Annotated in this window: 14 protein-coding genes; 5 read left to right on the forward strand and 9 right to left on the reverse strand. The window is 46.2% G+C overall.

What is annotated here, in order from left to right:
• Window positions 1-13: 13 nt before the first annotated feature.
• From QUA44_RS11485 to QUA44_RS11500, 4 genes are all read right to left on the reverse strand, one after another.
• Window positions 14-4,519: a DUF4347 domain-containing protein gene (locus tag QUA44_RS11485; protein WP_333250459.1), complete on the reverse strand. Its 4,506-nt coding sequence runs from the start codon at window positions 4,517-4,519 to the stop codon at window positions 14-16.
• 585 nt (window positions 4,520-5,104) lie between these two features.
• Window positions 5,105-7,756 carry a C39 family peptidase gene (locus QUA44_RS11490; protein WP_333250461.1) on the reverse strand — a complete coding sequence of 884 codons (2,652 nt, stop codon included), beginning with the start codon at window positions 7,754-7,756 and terminating at the stop codon, window positions 5,105-5,107.
• 433 nt (window positions 7,757-8,189) lie between these two features.
• Complete coding sequence (locus QUA44_RS11495; RefSeq protein WP_333250463.1) at window positions 8,190-8,630, reverse strand: peroxiredoxin; 441 nt, start codon at window positions 8,628-8,630, stop codon at window positions 8,190-8,192.
• 355 nt (window positions 8,631-8,985) lie between these two features.
• A complete protein-coding gene (locus QUA44_RS11500; protein WP_333250465.1) occupies window positions 8,986-10,476 on the reverse strand; it encodes a catalase in 1,491 nt (496 codons plus the stop codon).
• Window positions 10,477-10,632: 156 nt separating this feature from the next.
• Here QUA44_RS11500 and QUA44_RS11505 point away from each other — a divergent pair, with 156 nt between their 5' ends.
• Together QUA44_RS11505 and QUA44_RS11510 are read left to right on the forward strand one after the other, a co-directional pair.
• Complete coding sequence (locus QUA44_RS11505) at window positions 10,633-10,899, forward strand: type II toxin-antitoxin system HicB family antitoxin (protein WP_228050329.1); 267 nt, start codon at window positions 10,633-10,635, stop codon at window positions 10,897-10,899.
• Complete coding sequence (locus tag QUA44_RS11510; protein ID WP_194070730.1) at window positions 10,892-11,131, forward strand: type II toxin-antitoxin system HicA family toxin; 240 nt, start codon at window positions 10,892-10,894, stop codon at window positions 11,129-11,131. The genes QUA44_RS11505 and QUA44_RS11510 overlap by 8 nt, the downstream gene beginning before the upstream one ends.
• Before the next feature lie 23 nt (window positions 11,132-11,154).
• Here QUA44_RS11510 and QUA44_RS11515 read toward each other — a convergent pair whose 3' ends face one another.
• Entirely contained in the window at window positions 11,155-13,893 is a 2,739-nt protein-coding gene (locus QUA44_RS11515) for a DNA methyltransferase (RefSeq protein WP_333250467.1), read from the reverse strand.
• A 92-nt stretch (window positions 13,894-13,985) separates the two neighbouring features.
• Between QUA44_RS11515 and QUA44_RS11520 the strand changes: the two genes are divergently transcribed.
• Both QUA44_RS11520 and ileS read left to right on the forward strand, forming a co-directional pair.
• Window positions 13,986-14,396, forward strand: coding sequence for an Npun_F0494 family protein (locus QUA44_RS11520; RefSeq protein ID WP_333250469.1), 411 nt, complete (start codon window positions 13,986-13,988; stop codon window positions 14,394-14,396).
• 525 nt (window positions 14,397-14,921) lie between these two features.
• A complete protein-coding gene (ileS, locus tag QUA44_RS11525; RefSeq protein WP_333250471.1) occupies window positions 14,922-18,503 on the forward strand; it encodes an isoleucine--tRNA ligase in 3,582 nt (1,193 codons plus the stop codon).
• A 252-nt stretch (window positions 18,504-18,755) separates the two neighbouring features.
• Here ileS and QUA44_RS11530 read toward each other — a convergent pair whose 3' ends face one another.
• The 3 genes from QUA44_RS11530 to QUA44_RS11540 form a co-directional block, all read right to left on the reverse strand.
• Window positions 18,756-19,049, reverse strand: a complete 294-nt coding sequence (locus tag QUA44_RS11530; protein WP_333250473.1) for a hypothetical protein — start codon at window positions 19,047-19,049, stop codon at window positions 18,756-18,758.
• Between the two features lie 84 nt (window positions 19,050-19,133).
• Window positions 19,134-19,646 carry a dihydrofolate reductase family protein gene (locus QUA44_RS11535; RefSeq protein ID WP_333250475.1) on the reverse strand — a complete coding sequence of 171 codons (513 nt, stop codon included), beginning with the start codon at window positions 19,644-19,646 and terminating at the stop codon, window positions 19,134-19,136.
• Between the two features lie 66 nt (window positions 19,647-19,712).
• On the reverse strand, window positions 19,713-23,378 hold the full coding sequence (locus QUA44_RS11540; protein WP_333250477.1) for a leucine-rich repeat domain-containing protein: 3,666 nt from the start codon (window positions 23,376-23,378) through the stop codon (window positions 19,713-19,715).
• Window positions 23,379-23,655: 277 nt separating this feature from the next.
• On the opposite strand from QUA44_RS11540, the gene QUA44_RS11545 reads away from it, so the two are divergent.
• Window positions 23,656-23,913 (forward strand): type II toxin-antitoxin system VapB family antitoxin, encoded by a 258-nt coding sequence (locus tag QUA44_RS11545; RefSeq protein ID WP_333250479.1) that lies wholly within the window; start codon window positions 23,656-23,658, stop codon window positions 23,911-23,913.
• A 112-nt stretch (window positions 23,914-24,025) separates the two neighbouring features.
• Here the strand turns inward: QUA44_RS11545 and QUA44_RS11550 are convergent, their stop codons facing one another.
• A complete protein-coding gene (locus QUA44_RS11550; RefSeq protein ID WP_333250481.1) occupies window positions 24,026-24,388 on the reverse strand; it encodes a DUF5615 family PIN-like protein in 363 nt (120 codons plus the stop codon).
• Window positions 24,389-24,391: the final 3 nt, after the last annotated feature.

Here is a 24,391-nt window from a genome sequence, read left to right on the forward strand (position 1 = left end):
TTCATAAACTCCTCTAAGCTAGATTGAAATTAGCAGCATTAATCAGGCTGCCAGACACCCCATTCAGAGAGGCTAAAATTTCACCGGTTGCTGACAAACGGATGAAAGTTGAACTGTTTTCTTGAGTAATTGACAGTTGGGAGAAAGTGAGATTGTTTGCGAGTATTAGCAAATCTTTGCCCTCCTCAAAATCCAAGATAGTATCGATGCCAGAATTAGCAGATAGCAAGAATTTATCATTGCCATCACCTCCAGTCAAAATATCACTTCCCAAACCGCCAGTCAGCAAATCATCACCGTTACCACCCAGCAGAATATCGTTGCCATCGCCACCATTCAAAATGTCAGCACCCTGGCCGCCAAACAAGGCATCATCACCGCTACCTCCCAGCATAATATCATTACCTTTGCCGCCGAAAAGAGAGTCATTGCCGATCGCACCGTCGAGGTAATCATTGCCCCTCATGCCCATCAAAACATCATTTCCGCTGCCACCAGTCAGGATATCGTCGCCGTTTGTACCGAGAATGCGATCGGGGGAATTGCTGCCCAAATCCGCATCGCCGGTGACAACAGGAGTCGCAATCCCACCAGGTAATGTCACAGCTTGAATTTGGGTGTCTAAAGCAGCACCAGTATTCTCAGTAACTACCAGGGAAATTGTCTTAGTTCCCGCAGTTACTTCCTTTAAGTCTTGAGTAGTTGCGCCCAAAGCTACTTTTTGGACGCGGGCGACTGCTTCAGGAATGGATGTGACTGTTGTGCTGGAGACAGCGGCATCAATGCGTTGATTGGCTGTTGCCATTACAGTCGCAGCTTGCGAGGTAATTTGGGTGAATTTTTGACTGTTGAAACTGGGATCAATTTGCTTGATTTTAGCAGCAGCTTGCTGAATAATTGGCTCTAAGTCGGCTGCATTGCTGAGGTTTAAAACAGTGCCGGATTGAATGCGATTCGTAATTGAACTGACAACATTCTTGACAATATCGGTATTAGATGCACTAGAAGCACCGTCGATCGAAGCGCTAGTTTGAGTGATGAAATTTTGAACTTTCACCATTGCCGATAAAGTTGCGATACCGCCCGGTTGGTTGTTGTTGGTAGCGACTATAGGGTCTAAGCTAGTCAGGTCAATATTAGTGGGGATGGAAAGGGCATTTTTGACTAAAAATTGTGCTTCTGCTGGTCTAACTCCTTTGTCGATCAAGTCGGCAACTAAGGTGGTTAAGAGGGTAACAACAGTAGCATCTGGTGGTGCGGTGACTGGTGTTTCTAGGGGTAAACCTGTGGCGGTGTCGGTGCCACCAACAGCAACTAAATTGCCTTTACCTGAGTCAATTTCCCCGTTTTGATTGTTGTTGAAAGTCTCGAAGGGGAGATTGAGATTAAATTCACCGTTAGAGTCAGTAGTAGTGGATGGTTCGCCGGCATCGAGGACACCGTTTTTGTTGACATCTAAGAAAACAGTAGCCTCGGCAATGTAACCGTCGATAACCCGGCCGTTTCGGGATTTCGTTACTTTGATTATCTGGCTGGAACTCGCACCATAAGGGTCTATTGCTGTTAATTTCGCGTTGAAGGATTGCCAGTTGCTTGGGGGAGTTCCGGTGAACTTAATGCTGTTTGTGGCAGAGTCAAACGAGAATCCCAGCCAACTGCTGTTCGGATTGCTCTGTAATAAGCTGCCATCAGGCAGGGTTAGTGTGTAGGTGAGTAGGTCGCCATCCGGGTCTATGTAGACGTTAGGAATGTCCAGATCGAAAGGAGTGTAACGAGAGCGCAGGCGAATATTCTCGTCTGGAGGACGATTGGTCGGTGTTGGTGGTGTGACTGGTGTTGGTGGTGTTGGTGGTGTTAGTGGCGTTGGTGTTGGCGTTGGTGTGACTGGTGTTGGTGGTGTTGGTGGCGTTGGTGTTGGCGTTGGTGTGACTGGTGTTGGTGGTGTTGGTGGTGTTGGTGGCGTTGGTGTTGGCGTTGGCGTGACTGGTGTTGGTGGTGTTGGTGGTGTTGGTGGTTCTGGTGTTGGCGTTGGTGTTGGCGTTGGTGGTTCTGGTGTTGGCGTTGGTGTTGGCGTTGGTGGTTCTGGTGTTGGCGTTGGAATTGGCGTTGGAATTGGCGTTGGCGTGACTGGTGTTGGTGTCGGTGTCGGCGTCGGTGTAGTGTAGTTAATAATAGTTGTGGTAGCGGTATCAGCGGTAATTATCGGTGTTACCGCTGCGATACCTGTGGGATCTAACAGGGTGACGGTAATAGTTTCATCGGGTTCAACCGTGGTGTCGCCTAACACATCTAGAGTGATGGTTTTTGATGTTTCACCGGTCACAAAATTAATCGTGCCAGTAGCAGTTTTTGCCCCAGAAGTGCCGCCGATATTGTTATAATCGCTGCCGTTGGTAGCTGTTCCTGCGATCGCATATTTGACGCTACTTGCCCCGTTAGTGACGTTGCCGCGAGTCACAGTGAAAATTAGAGGTTTTTTGCCGCTATTACCTTCGTCAATGGTGACACCATTCGTGTCAATGGCATAAGCAACAGAAACTCGATCTGAAATAGTTAGAGTTGTTTTATTTGTAGATCCGGCAATGCCACCAGTAATTGTACCAAGGTTGAAAATTACTGTTTCGGGGTTTTCAGAGATATTGTCAGACTTGATAGTAACTGCAATATTTTTGGTGAGTGCGTCATCTGTTGCACCTGCGGGGAAGGTAATCGAAGTAGGGGAAAAGGTGTAGTCTGAATTTTCGGTGGCTGTGCTAGTGGGATCGAGGAGAATTGGCACAACTACATCGTTTAAGGGAGTGCCACCGGTGATGTTGACGGGAATATTAACTACTGTGTCTGTTGTTCCTTCCACACCGCTGTAAGTGGCCGCACCAAAATTAACTGTATTCGATGTATTCAGCAGAATCGAGACAGTTTGACCGGAAGCCGTAGCTATATCCAACTTACCGTCAGCATTAAAATCTCTCGCAACCGCAAAAGCAATATAACCATCAGTGTTCGGGGCCTTCGGGAGCGTAAAGTTGCTGAGAGTACCAAATTTACCCGTACCATCTCCTGACAAGACTGAAAGTTCCTGCTGCACGTAGTTAGACGTGGCTAAATCGAGTTTGCCATCGCCACTAAAATCCCCTGCAACCACAGATTCGGGACCTCCAAATAGATAAGGTGTGACACTAAAGTTGTTAGCAGTATCAAAATTACCCGTACCATCTCCCAAAAAGACAGAGACAGATCGATCTAAGCTGTTATTGGCGGCGATATCGAGTTTGCCGTCGCCATTAAAGTCGCCTGTGACGACAGTGCGAAACTCACTCCCTGCGGCAAGGTTAACGGGGGAGTTAAGGTTAACGGGGGAGTTAAAGTTGCCTTTACCATCTCCTAAGAAAACGGAGATGTTATTAGTCTTTTCATAGTTCGACGTGACTAAATCAAGTTTGCCGTCGCCGTTAAAGTCGGCTGTGGCAACACTATACTTGCGTGCTTGTGTGTTAATCTTAACGGGATTGCCAAAGCTACCAGTACCGTCTCCCAAAAGTATTGAAATGAAGTTATCGCGGTCAGGAGTTGTGGCTAAATCTAACTTGCCATCTCCATTAAAGTCACCGGTTGCGATCGAAGCATGATCTATATTTTCACCGAAGTTGGTAGGATCGCCAAAACTGCCAGTACCTGTCCCCAGCCGGATGGAAACGAAATTGCCGTTACCTTGTGTATCCTTACGATTCGCTACAGCTAAATCGAGTTTGCCGTCGCCATTAAAGTCGCCCACTGCAACGCCAGTGGGATTCTCCTTACCTGCTGGCTTAAGTAAGCTGATAGGAGTAGCAAAGCTGCCCGTAGTGCCCGTCCCCAACAATATGGAAATATCTCTTGGGAAGAAGCGATCCTGCTTACCTGTCACTACTAAGTCGAGGAAACCGTCACCATTAAGGTCGCCCGTATCAATGTCTCCAGCATTTGGTACACTATAGTTTCTGGCTTCACTGAAGGTGGCAAGGACGTGGCTGTATGTTGCTAGAACTTCGGGCCGAAATGCTAGAGAGGCTGCAATTTTCCCGGTTGTCACTTCCAGTTCCCAGTCGCCGCCTTTTGCTGCACTTCCGGTGAGGTTTTTGGAGGCGGCAACGTTGGTATTTGTGAGTTGGGCGATGCGCTGGATGAAGGCGAAGGATGTCACTGCGACATTGCAACCGTAAATCAGAATGTCCGCACCCAGATTTAAAGCGCTTCCCCACTGCTGAAATTGCTTGGAATAAGTTTCCAGATTTTCAGAACCTAATCTGGTTTTGCCCAATTGCAAGCTGCCCGGAGCACCGTGAGAAACGATGTGAATGCTATCTATATTGCTGCGATCGTCCAAAACTTCGGTAATTTGGTCGATCGCATCCCTGTTCCCATCCAAAACCACTACTTCCGTACCCGGTTTTACTCCGGCAATCAAACTTTGATAATCTTCAACTTGAGAATCGATAAAGGCGATCGCACTTCTTGAAACTTGACTATTAAAATTTGGCATCACACCACCTATTCCTGGTTTAAAAAAAAGTTAAAATTTGTTGTATCAACCATAACGGTTGATTGCATAAAACTCTGTAAAGATTTGATAAAGATGTATTGATAAATAGTCCCTCGATCGACCTTGGGAGTGCCAAGAGTGCCTCCCCACCGCCCACGAGGGCAACCGCAGGGGGATTGCCCCTACAAAAAATGGGGGGATATGCAAATCGGGTCGATCGGACTTTTTACCGTATTGCTATTAAATCAGGTGACTATTTGAGAACTTGAGTGAGTTCTCATCGACTTCTCATCGACTTTTGATTAGATCGGGTAAAATTTGTACCAACCCTAACATTTTTTTCAGAAATTTATGTAAATTTTTACCCATAAAAATAGCTCAAATTATTAAGTAATATTGATTGCGGGCGATCGAGACTGCGATACAAACGATATAGCTAATAGAGGTAGGGACACGGCATTGCCGTGTCCCTACGGGGATATTGATACTACCTATAAACCTGCAATCTGCTGTAAATTGACACAAATGCACTGCCAACCCTAGCCGGATCGACAGTCGCAATCTCGATCGCACCTCAAAAGATTATTAAGAGATAAAATGCGCCCAAACATTCCCATCTGGCCCAGCAACTTGATTGACATAATTGTAGGGATACATCAACTTTCTCCCCTCAGTATCGCTGTAACCAGTGAGGGCATTTCCCCAAGGATCTTGCACGATATAACCCTGAGAATTGTAGCCAATTAAAGTGAGAATGTGACCGGCCGCAGTAAAATCTCCCGCTAAAACTACCGGCCGCCGATTCAGCAATTCCGATCGCACCTCGGCCCATGTGCGAGTCGTACTAAAACTCGTCTTAAACCCGTAGGCCTGAATCAGCGCCGAAAGCACACTGTGATCCGTTTGAGAACCCTGACCGGCATAATCGAAACACCACTGCAACAACTCATCCTCCAACTGTCCGCCCCACTCAGAACGAAGGCCATAATAATAAAGCACCATGGCGATCGCAGTTACGTTGCAAGTAGACCAGTCAAAACGCGGATTGTCCCGCTGCGAAAAATACGGCACGTTCAATTCGACATTGTTCGGAACCGGATCGAAAATTTTATCTCCCCGCTTGAACTGCACAAAACTAGGAAAAACATAACCTGTATTGCCCAAATTCGGCAGTTCTTCAGTCAAAGCAACTTTCAGGTGATTACCTTCCACACCGTAGCTTTGCACGCCGTAAACTCGACCTAAAGGCAGCGTAGTTCTCTCGGTAGAGGGCAGGCTAGCAGCATCTACTGGGCGTTTTTTAAACACAGTTGCTTGCAGAATTGTCATCGTCAAAGCACTGGTGTCAAAAGGAACTTCTTTGCCGTCTTTTTTAATTTTAACGTCCTGCCAATAAATAAATCCGATCTTGCCGAAACCGGGAATTGATTCGGCGAGAGTTACTCGGAAATGCCCTAAAACGCAGGCATAGCCAGTAATGGCATAGGTAGTGCCTAAAAGTAGGTCAGCAATTTGATCGGCAGGCAGTTTCGATGAATCCTCGGGTTGAGCTTTAATCTGAGTTGTTTGAGTTACCAAAAGTTGAGCGCTGACGTTGCTATTCGGTACGTCAACCAGGTTAAATTTTAGGATTTTCGTACCTTTTGCCAACTGAACGTCGGGTTCGTAAAAATAGCCAAAAGTGCCGATCGGCCAAATAGCTAAATCCAGAATCACTTTGAGATGCCCGTCAATAAATCCGTACTTGCTAACAGTCAAAGTCTGGCCTGCTTGGACAAGAATTTTTTGCTGATTGTTGAGCCGGGAAGAATCAACCGCAGCTACCTTAAACAAAGTGTCAGAAAGTATCTTTAAGGTCAAACCTTGTCCGACAGTCAGCGGATCGGAACTGACGGTAATGTAAATTATTTGGCTGCCAGTAACGTTGCCTTTGCTGTCAGTTGCCCGCAACCTTAGCCACCGAGCTCCCGCTATGCTAAATCCTTTAGACAAATTAACTTGCCAAGTGCTGGCTTCTTGGTTTAGCGTGACGCTTAGGGGAAATGTATCCTCAGCTATCAGGTCAATTTTTGCCGCTTGTTGCCGGTCAAAAGTACCCCGAAGGACGATCGGCTGATTTACTAAAACTTCTGACGGCCCTTGATAAGTTAAGTTCACAGCGGGATTAAAAGATTTGCCACCGCGGCTGAATTGCACAAAATCGGGATAAATGAAACCCGTATTGCCAAATTGCGGCAAATTCTCGGTCAGGGAGACTTTAATGTGGCTTTGTTCGATCGAGAATCCCGCAATTCCGTAAATCCTTCCCGCCGGTAAAGTAAATTTTTCTTCCGGTTGCAGGTTAGTCGCATTTACCGGCCGCTTTTTAAACACTGTCGTTTTGATAACAGTCATGGTAACTGCATTTCTATCATACTCAATTCCCCGGCCGTCTCGCAAAATTTGGACGTGCTGCGAGTACACAAATCCCGAAGTTCCTAACTTAGGAACTGCCCCAGCAAAAGCGACTCGAAAATGGTTTTCCACGCAGGCGTAGCCGAGAATATTGAAAGTTTCTCCCGGGTTAAATTGTAATTTCTGACTTGATCCTAAAGTAGCAGAATCTGTGGGGTTGAGCTTTAACCAGGTCTTTTTTATTACCCATAGTAACTGCATTCCAGGCGGCGGGGCGGGCAACTCGGCGCGATCGAATATGAGGATTTTTGCGCCTTTGGTTATAAGTACGTGTTTTTCGTAGAAAAAGCCAGAGGTTCCCACCGGAGAAATTGGATTATTTAGTTGAACATTCAGATGTCCGTCTTCTAACTCATAGTCGCTAATTTGATAAGTTTTACCTGCTGGTACTTCTGCTTTTTGCAGGTTGTTGAGATTGCTCGCGGGCAGTGTTCCCGCTTTGAATGCGGTATCTCTGAGAGTAATTAATGTGAAAAATTGAGCTGGTGACTGAGAAGCAGGATTAACTTTGATGTTAATTGTTTGTTGGCCGATAACTTTGCCAGTCTTATCAGTTGCCTTCACCTGCACTGTGCGAGTTCCGGCGCTATCGAATCCTTTTTCTAAACTGATGTTCCAAATGCCTCTAGAGAGATTTATCCCTACATTCAGGGCATTTGAGCCTTCTGCTGCTGAAATCGCTACCACTAGATTTTTGTCAAAACTGCCTACTAAGACAGCGGCTCTATTGACCTCTATTTCTCGCGGGCCTAAGTAACTCAAAATAATGTTGTTGGTTGTCATTATATATCCCTCTACCTACTTAATTATTCAGCTAAAGCAAGGATAACTTCTCATTTTCTCAAACACAATGACCCGATCCCGGATAAAACCGCCCCTAGCTTCAGTCTACGGACGTTAATCCCTTTTACAGCATAAACTTTTAATTGTTAACGGGATTTGCGCCACAAATCTCACTTTAGGCGCACCCTAACCACCTTAACCGAATATATGGCTGGCTGAGGGGATTTGTGGTGCAAGTTTTGAGGGAAAGAATTTAGTTCGAGTAGGTGGTTTCCCCTTGTACCCTTGACCCCTCACGCGCTTAGTCAGGACTTACGAAAAAAACCCGGTTTCTACGAGAATATTGCCTATAGCAACGAGGCATCTAGGAAGAAACCGGGTTTTTAGCCGTTTGGTGCGTCCAGGAGTGTTAGTGCGATCGGCTAAACTTCGACTAAACTATGGTGACAAGAATATCTTGAGCGTGAGTGTCAACTTTCATGGTGTCGCCCTCATAAACTTGAATGATTTTGCCGGTGCCGTCGATGACGAAAGTAACGCGCTTGGCATAATCGCCTTTCTCGACATCGTAAGCTTTGGTAATCGTGCCATCAACATCTGCTAATAGCTGGAAAGGCAAACCGTATTTTTCTGTGAACTTTTGGTGCGATTCCTCGTTGTCTCGGCTGACACCGAGAACTACTATATCTTTGCCCTTGTATTCTTCATGGGCTGCTTTGAAGCTTTGGGCTTGTCTTGTGCAGCCGGGGGTGTCATCTTTCGGGTAGAAATACAAGATTACGGTTTTACCCGCAAATTCGGAGAGGGAGACTGTGTTGCCGTTGGTGTCTTTGGCGGTAAATTGAGGAGCGGCACAGCCAATTGGTAATGTCATAGTTGGGTTTCTCTTGTTTGGTTTTTATTGCAGTTCTTCAAGTTATTTTACTTGGTTGTGTGCCTTTCCAAGAGACAATTGCTAAAAATCGCGATCGCCCCCAACTCCATGACGTTAAGCTTTACTGCATTTAATTTGCACCTAAGACGCGGACTAAGAGTGCCTGTTACACGCATATAGCAATCCTAAATGATTCAGATAAATTTGTAGGGGTAGTGCCCCCGTGCCTACCCCCTATCTATCGGGCAACCACGGGGGGATTGCCCCTACAATAATTATGCAAATGATTTAGGATTGCTATAGTTTCAATAGACATCTACTAAAAAGCCGATGTCTAATTGAATGTTCGCGGATTCTACACACCAACCGATTGAGCAGCAGCGGGCATCATAGACGGATCGATCGCAATTCCTAAACCTTCTGCGACTTGGCGGCCATAATTCGGATCGGCGCGGAAAAAATGGCACAGTTGGCGCATCTGAATTTCCGGTTTTACTCCACTCAAACTTTCCACAATGTTAGCGACAAGCCGCTGCTGTGCGTCGGGTTTCATTAACCGATAGAGGTCTCCTGCTTGGGTATAATCGTCATTGCCCTTACGCTGATCGTAGCGATCGACTTTGACATTTCCTAAATCCCAAGCTGGATCGGCATAGGCACAGTTTTCCTTCGGCGCATCCTCGTGGCTGTTGGGTTCGTAGTTGGGCGCGCTGCCACCGTTGTTACCCAGTGCCATTGCGCCATCCCGTTGGTAGTTCATTACCGGACACTTTGGTTGATTGACTGGCAATTGCTGATAGTTTGCACCGAGACGGTAGCGTTGAGCATCTGCATAGGACATGATGCGAAATTGCAGCACTTTGTCTGGAGAAAAGCTAATACCTGGAACGACATTAGAAGGAGAAAATGCTGCCTGTTCTACCTCAGCAAAAAAGTTTTGTGGATTGCGATTGAGTTCGAGAATTCCTACATCAATTAACGGAAACTCTGAGTGTTTCCAAACTTTCGTCAAGTCAAAGGGGCTTTCGCGATACTCTGCGGCTTGGGCCTCGGTCATTACTTGAATGCAAAAGCGCCATTTGGGATAATTACCTTGGTCGATCGATTCAAACAAGTCGCGAGTCGCATGATCTGCGTCTTCACCTTTAATCCGCATCGCTTCTTCGGCGGTGAAATTCTCAATACCTTGCATGGTTTTGAAATGGAATTTGCACCAAACCCGTTCTCCTTGAGCATTGATGAGGCTGAAGGTATGGCTGCCAAAACCGTCCATGTGGCGGTGGTTTTTCGGCGTACCGCGATCGGAAAACAGAATTGTCACCTGATGCAGAGATTCTGGACTCAGCGACCAGAAATCCCACTTGGCGTCAGCATCTTTGAGATGCGTTTGGGGATGGCGCTTTTGGGTGTGGATCAAATCAGGGAATTTGAGCGGATCGCGGATGAAGAAAACAGGGGTGTTATTGCCTACTAAATCCCAGTTGCCTTCTTCGGTGTAGAACTTCATCGAAAAACCTCTGGGATCGCGTTCGGCATCCGCTGAACCTTGTTCGCCGCCAACTGTAGAAAAGCGGAGAAGAACCTGAGTTTGTTTGCCAATTTCTGAGAATAGCTGAGCTTTGCTGTAGCGACTAATGTCATGGGTGACGGTGAATGTGCCAAATGCAGCGGCTCCTTTGGCATGGACAACGCGCTCAGGAATGCGTTCCCGGTTGAAGTGAGCCAGTTTCTCCATCAGGTGAAAATCCTGCATGAGGATAGGCCCGCGTTCACCGGCAGTCAAGGAGTTTTGGTTATCTGGAACTGGAATTCCGCTAGCGGTTGTCAATGTATTGTGGTCTGTCATAGTGGCTAAATTTATTGCTCCATCTTAAATATTCTATAGCTTTCTGGGAAGGAGGTCTATCTGCAGAGGTAATTCTCAGATAGGCGATTGTGTGTTAAATTATTAGTGTGTTTTCACACTTTGCTGAGTCAATTAAACTTAATTAACCAATAAAATATGATTGATTTCTACACTGTGATTATCAGAAAAAGTGCTGATTATTGGGTTTCTTTGTGTTTAGAAAATGGATTGGTGGGACAAGGCAATACTCCCGAACAATCTATTGATAAACTAAAACAAGCTATAGAGTCATTTTCCGAAGTATATGAATCAGAGTCTGATGTTTATCTCAGTCCTCTTTCTATTAATGAATTACACGAATTTCTGACTTTAGAAGATGCAGAAGCCTCCGACACTTATGAACTTAGGAAAGTTTATGCCTAAAAACCTTCCATCTTTAAAACCTAAAGCATTAATTAAGATTTTAGAACAAAACGGATGTCAGTTTTACCGAGAGGGGAAAGGGGATCATCGTTTGTATATGCGTGAAATTGAAGACCGAAAAAGGATTGTTCCGATTGATATGGGTGCAGGGGAAATGTCACCAGCTTATGTGTTGCGGATTTTCAGGCAATTTGGGTTTACCGAGCCAGAAATTGAAGGGATGATTAGTTAAGTAAGTTGATTTAACTAGCATTCTTATACAACAGGTGGCAAACAGGGAGCGACAACCGGTAATCCCTCAGTTTCTCGCTGTGCAACTTCAAAGTTTAATTCTAATAGAAACTTTAACGGGTCTTGGTTGGCTTTGATATCGTAGGCTTTGCAAACGAGTTGGTCTAATTGGGCGTGGAGTTTGGCGAGTTGGCTGGCAGGTTCATTAAAAAACTCGTTGTATAATTGGGTAATGCCGCACTGTTTGCGCTCCATATACTCGGTGCGGTAGTCATGGAGAACCTGCATTGCTGCTCGAATTTCAGTTTTAGTTTTTTCTGGGCAATTTTGGGGAAAGGGAAATGTTTCAAAACAGGTGTTGTGAGTATAGCTAATTCGATCCTCTAGTGTAGATTTTTGTGCGTGCATCCAAATCTGATGAAGTCGAGATGTGAGTATTCCCAAAATATAAAAGTCGTCGCAGGTAACAACTCGCGTTCTAGCATTAGGTAGCCATTCAATAGGACAAGGAAGAAAAATTGCCCATTTCGAGGTCTGAGTAACTGCAAAGTATTGAGAAACTGATTTTATGGCTTGACGCATTGCGGGTCTTCGTTCTCCAAATTGCCACCAGTATTTTTGATAAACCTTTCTACGATTCAAATCTCTTTCTGGTTTCACTCTCATTTTAACCCATTGAAAAGGCTGGACATATTCACTTGCCTCTTCAATGCTCATGTCATTAAAGTCGATAATCAAATTTTTTAGACCTCTGTAGGGGTTGTTGGCTACGAGGTCATTACCTTCTAGAAAAGGACGAATTACTTCCCGATTTTTGGGATTGACTTTATTCCATGCTTCTGCTTGCTCCAATGACACAATAAAGCCCGTACCTACAGGAGTTATACCTGCAAAACATCGATTCAAATTTGTCTTCAGTCGCACTGCTTGGGTAACATCAACTTCAGCTTTTAGAGAAGAGTTAATGTTTGAGACAATTGTGTGATCGATACGGTAGGTTAATTCTTGAGCATCAGAGGTTTTGAGCCAGTTGATAATGCTAATATGTACTTTAGCTTCACCAGACCAAGGTTGTGTGGAGATGGCATCGTAAATGCAGCCGCCATTTTGGGCAATGTAATCTAGGGCAGCTTTACGACTTTTACCCTGAGAAATGGAATTGGTTGCGACTAAACCAGCGCGGCAATTTTCTCCTAAATGTTGATGGGCAAGACGGAACCAATAGGTGCAAAAATCCACAGAATCTTTTACTTCAGGAAATTTAGCAAAGATGCGATCAATATATTCATCACCCAAAACCAAGCGCATCTGCTTACCACCCAAAAATGGAGGATTCCCAATAATTACATTAACTTGTTCCCACTCGCAAAACAGAGCATCATCACGGCGGATATTGCGATCGAGATTATCGAGTGGCAATGCTTGCTCTAGTTCCAGTGCCAGGTTCAACTGTACAACATTGAGCAACTGGTTTTCTTCATCTAAGGCTAACTTTTTGGCAAGCATCAGCGTTACTTTTGCCAATTCCACGGCAAAGGGTTTGATGTCAATGCCGTAAAACTGGCTTGTCTTCACCAGCGACATCGTACCAATGGCATTAGCAGCACGAGAGAAATTCTCATGAATCTTGGTTAGCAATTGTGCCTCTAGCCGCTTCAGTTCCCGATAGGCAACATAGAGAAAATTACCGCTCCCACAGGCAGGATCTAGAACTTTAAAATCAAGTAATTCTTGCCGCAGTGCTAACAAATTTTTGAGCGTATTCGCAGCTTCAATCCGTTCTCGCCACGGGCGGATAATGGTAGGCAAAACTACTTTTTGAATGTCGGCTTCGCTAGTGTAGTGCGCTCCCAACGCATGACGTTCTTCTTTGCCCATACTGGACTCAAACAACGCACCAAAAATCGCAGGTTCTACCTTTGACCACCGTTCCTTTGCGGCCTCTAATAACAGATCGATTTCGCTGCGAGTCAGGGCGATCGGTTCAACAACTGAGAATATACCGCCATTAAAATAGGATACATCCCGATAGCGACTGTCTTTAGGTGCGGGGCGATCGCTCCCCATTTGCCGAAACAATCCCCCAATCAAATCGTAGGAACTGACTCGATTCATCTGGCAATCACCTAAAAACTCGGTGAATAAACCGCGCGGCAACAAATCGATATCTTCAGCAAACAATGCTACTACACACTGAAGGATAAACCTTTGAGCGGTTTCTACTTTTTCGCCTCGCTCTACTAACCGATTGAAAACTAGAGCAACTTTGTCAGCGGCAGTTCGCGTTACATCAATTTGGTTGTTATTGAATAAAGGCTTGCGATTTTCGGGGAAAAGAAAGTTTAAGGCTGTGAAGCGATCGGGTAAATCTTCTAGATTAACTCGATCTACAGGTTCCCTAAGCTGTAGATCGAAATCGTAAACCCAAAACTCATCAAAGTTGCAAAGAACCACATATTTGGGACGTTGCGGCACTAGCTCAAGCCAGTATTCAAAGGCTTGCTGATAGTGTTTTTCCAGTTTTTCGCCCCGTTTTTTCATCTCCAGCAACAACCGAGGCCGCCACAGCAAATCAGCAAATTTTGTAGTTTTGCCTTTTGCCTTTACCCGAAATTCTAGTTCGGCTCCCGCTTCCTTGTAGCCCGCATGACCGAAGGCTTGAAACAGGCGATCGCAAAATACTTGAGCTTCGCCTTTTTCGTCTCCCTTCAAAGTACGAACGTATTCAACAAATTTGTTGATGTTATTCAGTGTATCTGTCATAATAAGTATAAAATTAGGCTCGATAGGGTGAATCAGCCCGATCGGATATCTGTAACAATTAAAAATATAGTACCTGTTTAGAGGTTTTTTGAATGACTTTTATCCCATCGGAAGCGTTTAAATCTATTAGTTATCCCGATCGCACCGTCAAAAGAGCCGATCGCGCCGTCCGCTGTTCCCCTTTTGAATTAAACTTCTTCCAGACCATCCGCGAAACCAGCGTTTTCCTAACTGCGATCGCCTCAAATACTGGTGTCGAAAGCGGCTACACCCGATCGCCCGTATCCGAACTCGCAGCCGAAAACTCCCTGCTGTGGCTGATTCAAGTCGGCGTACTGCGGCGCGAAGTAGACGGACAAGGGATTACCGACAGTTTTCGCCTCACGCCCCTAGGCCGCCAACTCGTGGAAAAATGGGAACAGGAAACAGACAAAGTGCCGGATGCTTCATTGTGCGATCGAATTACTAATGCTTTTAGCCGCGGGTTGGGAGTATTTCTATAACCTTTTCTCGCTGGCTGCGGCCTGACACAGAGTCCAACAGTCCGACCACGATCGCACCGTAGCAGTTTTTGAAGAACCGGGCGCGATCGTCCCCTGGTTGACTGAGTAGCGCCACCTCAATTTATGAATGATTTTTTAACCGCAGAGGGCGCAGAGGGCGCAGAGGAGGAGAAGAGAGGGTTCTCTACGGATTTGGTTCGATCTAATGTGCGGTCGATCGCCTATACTGGAATATCTGGTTGTCAGCTCTTCAAGGACGAGAGAGGACTAAATTCCTTGCTAAAAATTAATTATGATTATTTCACCGGACTTGATAAGTAAGTCCACCTAACTAAAAATAAGATATTGATGGCTGAAAAAAATGCTGTACAAGCATTCTTTCTTCCTTCTTCCTTTCTTTCTTCCTTCTTCCGACGGACTTACATCCGTTACATCCGTTACATCCGTTACATCCCGTACATTGCTCGTTGCCGAACTTCCTTCTTCCTTCTACTAACAACTAACTACATAAAACGTTTCTCAAAAATGGAAGCAAAATCCTACAAAGACACCGTAAATCTGCCCAAAACCAAGTTTGATATGCGGGCTAACGCCGCCCGTCGCGAACCGGAATTGCAACAATTTTGGGCAGATCAAGAAATCTACGATCGCCTTTCCCACAATAACCCAGGCGATTTGTTCATCCTCCACGACGGCCCGCCCTACGCTAACGGACAACTTCACATCGGCCACGCCCTCAACAAAATCCTTAAAGATTTTATCAACCGCTACCAAATGCTGCGCGGCAAAAAAGTTCGCTACGTGCCCGGTTGGGATTGTCACGGATTGCCGATCGAACTTAAAGTATTGCAAAACATGAAATCGGACGATCGGCTAAATCTTACCCCGATCGACCTCCGCCACAAAGCCGCCGCCTTCGCGCAGCAAACAATGGAACAGCAGCGCGATTCCTTCCAGCGCTACGGGGTTTGGGGCGACTGGAAACACCCGTATTTAACCATGAAACCCGAATACGAAGCCGCTCAAATCGGCGTTTTCGGTCAAATGGTGCTCAAAGGCTACATCTATCGCGGCTTTAAACCCGTGCACTGGAGTCCGAGCTCGAAAACAGCCCTCGCCGAAGCAGAATTGGAATATCCCGAAGGCCACGTCTCGCGCAGCATCTACGTCGGCTTTCATGTCAGAAACTTGTCAAAATCTTTGCAAGCGAAGCTCAAGCGCTATATGCCGAGCCTCTGGGCCGCGATTTGGACGACTACCCCTTGGACAATTCCGGCAAACTTGGCGATCGCAGTCAATCCCGAACTGATGTATGCAGTGGTGGAACCGCCGGCAAATTCCCACATCGCACAACAATTTATGTTAGTCGCTGTCGATGCGGTCGATCGGCTTTCGGCAACTTTCAACACAGAATTAAAAATCCTGGCTACCTTCAAAGGTAAAGAATTAGAAGGCTGCACCTACAAACATCCGCTGTTCGATCGCGAAAGCCCGATCGTGGCCGGCGGTGACTACATTACCGCTGACTCAGGAACCGGATTGGTGCACACCGCACCAGGCCACGGACAAGAAGACTTTATCGTCGGAAAACGCTGCGGTTTACCAGTTTTAACACCCGTTGATGAAAACGGAAATTTCACCGCAGAAGCCGGAGAGTTTGCAGGTTTAAATGTCCTCGGAAACGGCAATAGCGCGGTAATTGAGGCATTGGAAAAGGCAAATTGTTTGATTAAAGAGGAAGCTTATCCTCACTCCTATCCTTACGATTGGCGCACTAAAAAGCCGACGATTTTTCGGGCTACAGAACAGTGGTTTGCGTCCGTTGAAGGGTTCCGAGATGAAGCATTAAAAGCCATTTCTAATGTGAATTGGATTCCCGCCCAAGGTGAAAATAGAATTACTGCAATGGTCGGCGATCGAGCAGATTGGTGCATTTCTCGCCAGCGGACTTGGGGCGTTCCAATTCCCGTATTCTACGACGAAGAAACCAACGAACCGCTGTTAAATGAAGAAACGATCGCCCATGTGCAAGCCATCTTTGCCGAGAAGGGTTCCGATGCTTGGTGGGAATTGTCGATCGATGAATTGCTGCCGGAATCTTACCGCAACAATGGCCGCACCTACCGCAAGGGCACCGACACGATGGATGTGTGGTTTGACTCTGGTTCTTCCTGGGCCGCAGTTGCCAAAGGGCGATCGGAATTAAACTATCCTGCTGATATTTATTTGGAAGGTTCAGACCAACACCGGGGCTGGTTTCAATCGAGCTTGCTAACCAGTGTAGCAACCAACGGCATCGCTCCTTACAAAACAGTTTTGACTCACGGTTTTGTGCTGGATGAAAAAGGCCGCAAGATGAGCAAATCTGAAGGCAATGTCGTAGATCCGGCCGTCGTAATTAAGGAATACGGGGCAGATGTTTTGCGGTTGTGGGTGTCTTCGGTAGACTATTCTGCAGACGTGCCGTTGGGCAAAAACATTCTCAAACAGCAGTCGGATGTTTACCGCAAGATTCGCAATACAGCTAAGTTTTTGCTGGGGAATTTGCACGACTTCGATCCGGCAAAAGATGCTGTAGCTTACGAGGATTTGCCAGAACTCGATCGCTATATGCTGCACAGAATGGGAGAAGTTTTTGCGGAAGTTCAAGATGCTTTTGAAAACTTCCAATTTTCCCGATTCTTCCAAACTGTACAAAATTTCTGCACGGTGGATTTGTCTAATTTTTACTTGGATATTGGTAAGGATCGACTTTATATCAGTTCGACAGATGCCCGCCGCCGTCGCAGTTGTCAGACGGTAATTGCGATCGCTGTGGAGAATTTGGCAAGGGCGATCGCACCTGTGTTGTGTCACATGGCTGAGGATATTTGGCAGTACCTTCCCTATCCAACTCCCTACAAATCAGTATTTGAAGCTGGTTGGGTGCAACTTGACGCTTCGTGGCACAATCCAGAATTGGCTGCGCGCTGGCAATATTTGCGACAAGTACGCGGCGAAGTTAACAAGGTTTTGGAACAGGCGAGGACTGAAAAGGCGATCGGTTCTTCTTTGGAAGCTAAGGTTTTATTGTACGTTCCCGATGTCGAAAAAAGACAGCAATTGGAAGCTTTGAATCCCAGCAGCGAAGAATTGGTGGATTATGTGCGATCGCAAAATTCAGTCATAGAGTTAGCGGCAGAGGAGAAAGCAAAAGCAGCACAAGATAAACAGGAAGAACAAGCTGCAAAAGTTGCCAAAGTCTTGACAGAAAACACAATTCATGTTGAAGCGAAAACGATCGCAGAAAAGGGCGATCGATCTTCTGAGATAGTAGAGTATTCCGCCCCGGAACTGTCGGCTTCAGATTCTCAGCCAATCTTAGATCAAGCCGCCGAGTTTGTAGCTAATTTGCCTGAATACGCGGGCAAGTTTTTTACAGAATACCAAAACGTGCTGGTAACACTTGGGCTGTTAGCTTCTGTGTTAGTAACAGGCAGAGTAACGCTGGCGATTTTGGATACGATGAATCAGATTCCGATGTTGGGAGGCCTCTTTGAAGTCATCGGCATCTTATTTACGATCTGGTTTGCTTTCCGTCACTTGCTGTTTGCCGCCAACCGTCAAGAAATTGCAGAAACAATTGATTCGCTGACAGCCGATGTGCTTGGACAAACAACTGCGCTTGTGCTTGTAGAAACACAGGCGATCGTCCTCGCACCCTCATTAGAGACAGCGCTTGTAAAAATAGAGGCGATCGCACAAACAGCCCCAGCCGAAAAAGTGTTTGTAGAAACACCTGAAATCCCGAAAGCAGAATTAAGTGCGGCGCCCAAAGCAGAAATTCCTGCTTCCATAGCTGCAGGGCACGATTCTACAATGACTGGCAGCGGTGTAGACGAACTGCGGTATTTGTTCATTACTTCGGAAGTAGAACTGATAGAATCGAATGCAGTGATACAGGAATTGCCGTACAGTTATCAGTCTCCAGAGTTGGCGATTGGTGTAGTGAAAGCAGACGGCCAAAAGTGCGATCGTTGCTGGAATTACTCGACTCACGTCAGCGAGTCGATCGAACATCCGCTAATTTGCGAACGCTGCGTGTCAGCAGTAGACGGCAAATTCTAACCGTATGATGTACACCGCACACCGCTGTAACTGTCATTGCGAGCTATACGCGAAGCAATCGCAGACTCCGTGATTGCTTCACTATCTACTCGTTACCAGGCTGCTGCCTGGTAACGCAGATCCGGAGGCTCTGCCTCCATCTTCCCAGCCGAGGCAGAGCCTCGCTTATATGGGTTCCAAGGCAGAGCCTTGGAACCAGTTAAATCAATCAAACAATGAGTGGGATGGGCTTTGAGCAGCGTTCCGAATATGCTATTTCTTAAAAAAACCGCAGACGATTTCACCAGGGTTGTTTTGTCCAAAGGTCAAAACAGTTCCATCTTTCTTAACTGTAGTGCGATCGCGGCAATTGTAGACTTCCAGAGCCTGTTTCACTCCATCTACACTCAGAATTACCCTGTATTCCCAATAGTTTTTCGCACTGCGTTTGATATCGACAATGCAAATCTCGCTTCCTCGATCATTGCGGCATACAGAGGCCTCAGCAGGAAGCGCCACCGACAAAAAAGATATTAATAGCAACAAGTAGCAAACACATTTCGTCATCAGCAAAATTACTAAGTTTTATCTTACATTTTTTGATAATCAAGTGACAGTATTTTGCCAGCCACTTAGCCATTGGCAGCGCCCTCAAGTGGCGACATCGTAAGATAACTGAACCATACCAGAACTGTATGTCTGACATCCAGTTAACTGCAAAGCTGTAGTATTTATCGGATTAACAAATAAAGGGATTCCCTCCCCTAAAATAATCGGGTGCACCGAGAGAATCACTTCGTTGACAAAGTTTTGATTGAGGAAATCGCGAATCAGCAGAGCACCTCCCACCAACCAAATATTCTTGCCCTCAAGCAAGCGCAAGTCATTGACAAAACTCTCTAAATCTGTTACCGCTTCGACATCCGAAGTTGCTTGAAAATCTAGATTTTTCGTAAAAACATAACTCTTTTTTTCCTGGTACGGATACTCGCCAAAAGTTAGAACTTGTTCGTAAGTTTTCCGACCCATGAGAACCGTATCGATGCTATCTAAGAATTTACTATAACCGTAATTTTGGTCTGTAAACAGCCAGTCAATATCGCCATTCGATCGCGCAATATAACCGTCCAAGCTAGATGCAATGTATAGTACAATTTTTCGCATGGCAACACCGAGGTTTTTGGGGCTATTGGGGCGATGATAGCCCCAGTCACCTTAATTTTAAATGATTTAGCGTCCTGACGGTAACTTGAGTTCGATACCCAGCTTTTGACCGACATCGATCGCCGTATTAGCAAAATCAGTCATGCCTGCGATCGGAATTGCGATCGCAGTACCCGCCGCAATCATCGCAGTCAAGCTCTTCTTTAATCTGGATTTATTCCATTGGCTTTCCGGTTTCTTAATTTCAGCTTCGACATCTTCAATATCAATAATTATCCCATCGCGAATGTCTTCGGGAAACTGAGTGGCGGTTTCACGCATCGATGAAATTAGTTTGAGAATTTCCGCAGTATTGGTGTTATTATTTTGCAGGGATTGATTGCCACCAACTTCGGCACTGTTTGACGAACCGCCGATATTGCCGGAAAAGTTAGAACCTTGAAAAGCACCTTGAAAGTTGTTGGTTTCAGAAGAATTTTGAGTCATTTTTGCTTCCGCTTTATTAATAATTGGTCTACTAACAGCTAGTTTAGCGATATCTACAAGGTCGTCATATTCTCTTCCGTATTTTTCATCGCCCATTTGGTTTCTGCGCCGAAGTTCGATCGACTCATACCCATCCAGCAACGGCCGCAAATCGAGTTTGAGTTTAAGTTTGCCGACACGCACTGTATTCTCGCCCATATCCTCCAGCCCTAGCAATTCATCGTAATCCAGCGGATCGGCATCGGGATAACCGGGAACCGGCACCCATTGACTGATTTCCAGATTGGCAAAAGAATTGTGGATTTTGCTAAACGTATCGCGAATCATGCTTAAGAAAGAACGCCGCGTCGATTCCCGCCCGCTAACAGCAATCAAGATTTTCTCATCTTCCGGGTCAGATTTGATCCGGGCGATGTTGTACACCTCAGCGCCTTCGCGGTACTCCAGCATTACCCCCGTGCGCCAGTGCGTGCAGTTGTGGATTTTCTCGTGCATCAGGACGATGAAACGCGAGAGGATGCTGTCGGGGAGAATGCGGTAGTGATATTGAAATTCCAGGGTTTCGCCTTCGAGTTCGGTGTTTTCCGGTTGTTCTTTCGGCAAAATGCCGGGAATCAGGAAAGTCAGCGCATGGCAATCGTTGAGGGGAAAGCAGAGTTGAAATTCGCCCATCAACTCGGTGAGACAGTTGTAACGGTGGCTGGGATATTTCGTGGCATCCAGGATGCGGCTGAGGTCGGCGTGGGTGAGAATGCCTTTGGTTTTGACTTTGAGATCGTCGTCGCTGAGGAGGGCATAGATGCCTTCCGTCACCCAGTGGGGATTGAGGATGTTGGTGGATTGCAGGATTGGGTGTTCGCGGAAGTTGAGGACAATGCCCAGGTTGTGCAGCAGTCCGATGAGTTGGGTTTGGTCGGTTTCTGCGAGGATGTTTTCTGTGGCGCAGATGGTGGCGTATTCGCTGATGCTGATGAAGTCTTTGTCGAGGTTTTCCAGGCGCTGTTTGACTTGGAACCAGCTTAGTGGCAAAAGATCGTAGACTTCTTTGAGTTGGGAGATTTCGGTGTGGATGGCGCTGCGGAGTTCGTCGATTCCCGTGCCGCTTTGGCAGGAAGTTTCGATAATCGCTTTGATGTTGGGATATTTGTCGCGCAAGGCTTTGCGGTTGAGATCCAGGGGTTGTTCGTCGCACTTGTTGCCGACGAGGATGACGGGGGATGCGTCGCCGAAGCTTTCGATCAGTTTCAGCCAGTATTCGAGGCGGTTTTCGTCTTCGCTGGTGCGGCAGTTGGAGACGAGGAGGTAGAGGCTGCGTTTGGTGAGGAAAAATTGGTGGGTGGCGTGGTAGATTTCTTGTCCGCCGAAGTCCCAGACGTTGAGTTTGACGGGTTTGGTGTTGACTGTTATTTGCCAGTTTGTGATGTTGAGTCCGTCGGTTTGGGGTTCGTTGGGGTTGTATTGGTTGTGGGTGAGGCGGTTGATGAGGGAGGTTTTGCCGACGCTGCCTTGGCCGACGAGGAGGACTTTGGCTTCGTTGAGGGGGAGGACTTCGCCGCTGCGGAGTTGGCGCAGGTAGTTGAAAATGGCGGCGGGAGTACCGGGTTTTTCGTAAAGTTTGGCTGGCCCTAGAACTTCTGGAGAAATGGGTAGGGGATTGCCGTAGAGGTCGAGTTCTTGAAGTTTTGGCAGTGTTTCCAAGCACTCAGGAATTATTTCAATCTGATTGTTATGGAGGGAAAGCAGTGTCAGATTGGATAATTGAGCGATCGCCTCTGGGATGTCAGTAATCTGATTTTTCCAAAGGTAAAGCTGTGTCAGATTGGATAATTGAGCGATCGCCTTTGGGATGACGGTAATATGATTGTTACCGAGGTGAAGCTCTGTCAGATTAGATAATTGAGCGATCGCCTCTGGAATTTGGGTAATCTGATTGTTATTGAGGTTAAGTTCTGTCAGATTGGATAATTTAGCGATCGCATCTGGGATGGAGGTTATCTGATTGTCACGGAGGGAAAGCACTGTCAGATTAGATAGTTGCCAGATCGCATCTGGGATGGAGGTTATCTGATTGTTATCGAGAAAAATCTTCGTTAGATTGGATAATTGTGCGATCGCCTCTGGGATGAAGGTAATCTGATTTTTCCATAGGAAAAGCTCCGTTAGATTAAACAATTCACAGAGCGCATCTGGGATTTGGGCAATCTGATTGTCACTAAGGTCAAGCTCTGTCAGATTGGGCAGTTGAACAAGTGCTTCGCAAAGCTTTGCTAACCCATCTGGGATTTGGGTAATCTGATTGTGACCGAGGCGCAGTTTCGTCAAATTCGGCAGTTGAACGAGTGTTTCGCAAATCTTTGCTAACCCATCTGGGATTTGTGCGATCTGATTCTCACTGAGGTCAAGCTCTGTCAAATTGGGCAGTTGGACAAGTGCTTCGCAAAGCTTTGTTAACTCATCTGGGATTTGGGCAATCTGATTGTTACGGAGGCCAAGCTCTCTCAGATTCGACAGTTGGGCGATCGCCTCTGGGATTACCGTAATTTGATTGTAACGGAGGTTAAGCCTTCTTAGATTCGATAGTTGGGCGATCGCATCTGGGATTTGGCTAATCTGATTCCAACTGAGGTCAAGCTTTGTCAGATTCCACAATTGCCCGATCGCCTCTGGGATTTGGCTAATCTGATTGCCCCAAAGGTCAAGCTCTGTCAGATTCGACAGTTGCCCGATCGCCTCTGGGATTTGGCTAATCTGATTGCAACTGAGGCTAAGCTCTCTCAGATTCGATAGTTTGACGAGTGCTTCACAAAGCTTGGCTAACGTATCTGGGGTTTGGGCGATCGGATTATGACTGAGGCTAAGCTCTGTCACATTAGAGAGTTTGCCGATCCCATCTGAAATTTCTGTTAAACCAATGCTGGTTAAATTTAAACTTTCTAATTGCTTCATTTCCAGCAGCAATTCTGGTATCGTTCCGAATGGATTGCCACTGAGGTTAATCGATCGCAAATTTTCTAGCGATCGCAATTCGTCCGGCAGTGAGGTCAATTGATTGGTAGTCGGCTGGGGAGTCATTTTACCATCAGCTACTCTCCATTCATTTACCCTCCCCAACACCAACGACTCAAGCTGCGTGCACTTGCCAATCTCCGGCGGCAATTCCTCCAACCCCAACCCCGCCAAATCCAATTCTGTGGAGCCCTCATCAGCCGCTTTGTCGATTAACTGCAACAACTCTTCTCGCGTCATATCTTTTGTCTCCCCGTAGTCTTCATTTGATTGTGACAGGATTTTTTGGTTGGTGGGGAATTGGCCGTGCGCCGTAATCTAAGAAACCGGGTTTTTTCCCATATCTACGACTGTGATCAAATATTCTCGAAAAAACCCGGTTTCTGGCCACCCGCACGTAACCCGTAGAAACCGGGTTTTTTCCCATGTCTTTGGCTGTCATCAACAATTCTCGCAAAAACCCGGTTTCTGGGCCGCGCATCCTATAATTAAAACAACGGTTAAAAGAGGAAAGCCAATGGTGACAAGCCTGAATGTGGATACGGCACTGCTGCAAGAGGCGATCGCACTTAAGGAAGAAATTGCGATCGAAACCCTAGTAGAAATCGCCTTGCGCGAATACATTCAACGCCGCAAACAGCCGCAGCATCTCGAACTTAGCTTTGGAGAATCTCTCGGTGCATTTCGTGAAAAATATCAACTGCATGAACTGGGTTTAAATCCCGATGAAGTTTGGGGAGAGATTCGCGATCGAACTTTTGAGCCAAGTAACTAGAAATGTGCCAAGAAACCGGGTTTCTACGAGTCTTTGGTTTGGTGACGAAAAATACTGAGAGAAACCCGGTTTCTGGGATTTTCGCATGGGTCGTCCTCCGTACATCTCCTGTTTATGTCAATGGAAGATGGACGATTTGATCTTGGTATTCATCATCGAACGAACCATCAGCAATCAAAATTAATTCCTCAATATTTTGCCCAATAGTTAAATCTGAATTCAAAATAAAAATCCCTGGAATATGCCTACCTTCAGCAATATGATCTGTCAGATGGACGGGCATAGACTTGCGGTTGTTCGTAACTAAAATAAAACCACGATCCTCACACCAAACCAAAATATCTGGATCGAGCGTACTTTTCGGAGGCGTACCAATATCGCCTACTGACCAAACTACTAAATCCGAGCGTTTCCGGCGAAGCTGTGTAGCATAAATGGGTGTAACATTCTCATCCATCAAATATTTAAGTGCCATTCC

Source organism: Microcoleus sp. N9_A2 (genome assembly GCF_036701775.1).
Classification (GTDB): Bacteria; Cyanobacteriota; Cyanobacteriia; order Cyanobacteriales; family Microcoleaceae; genus Microcoleus.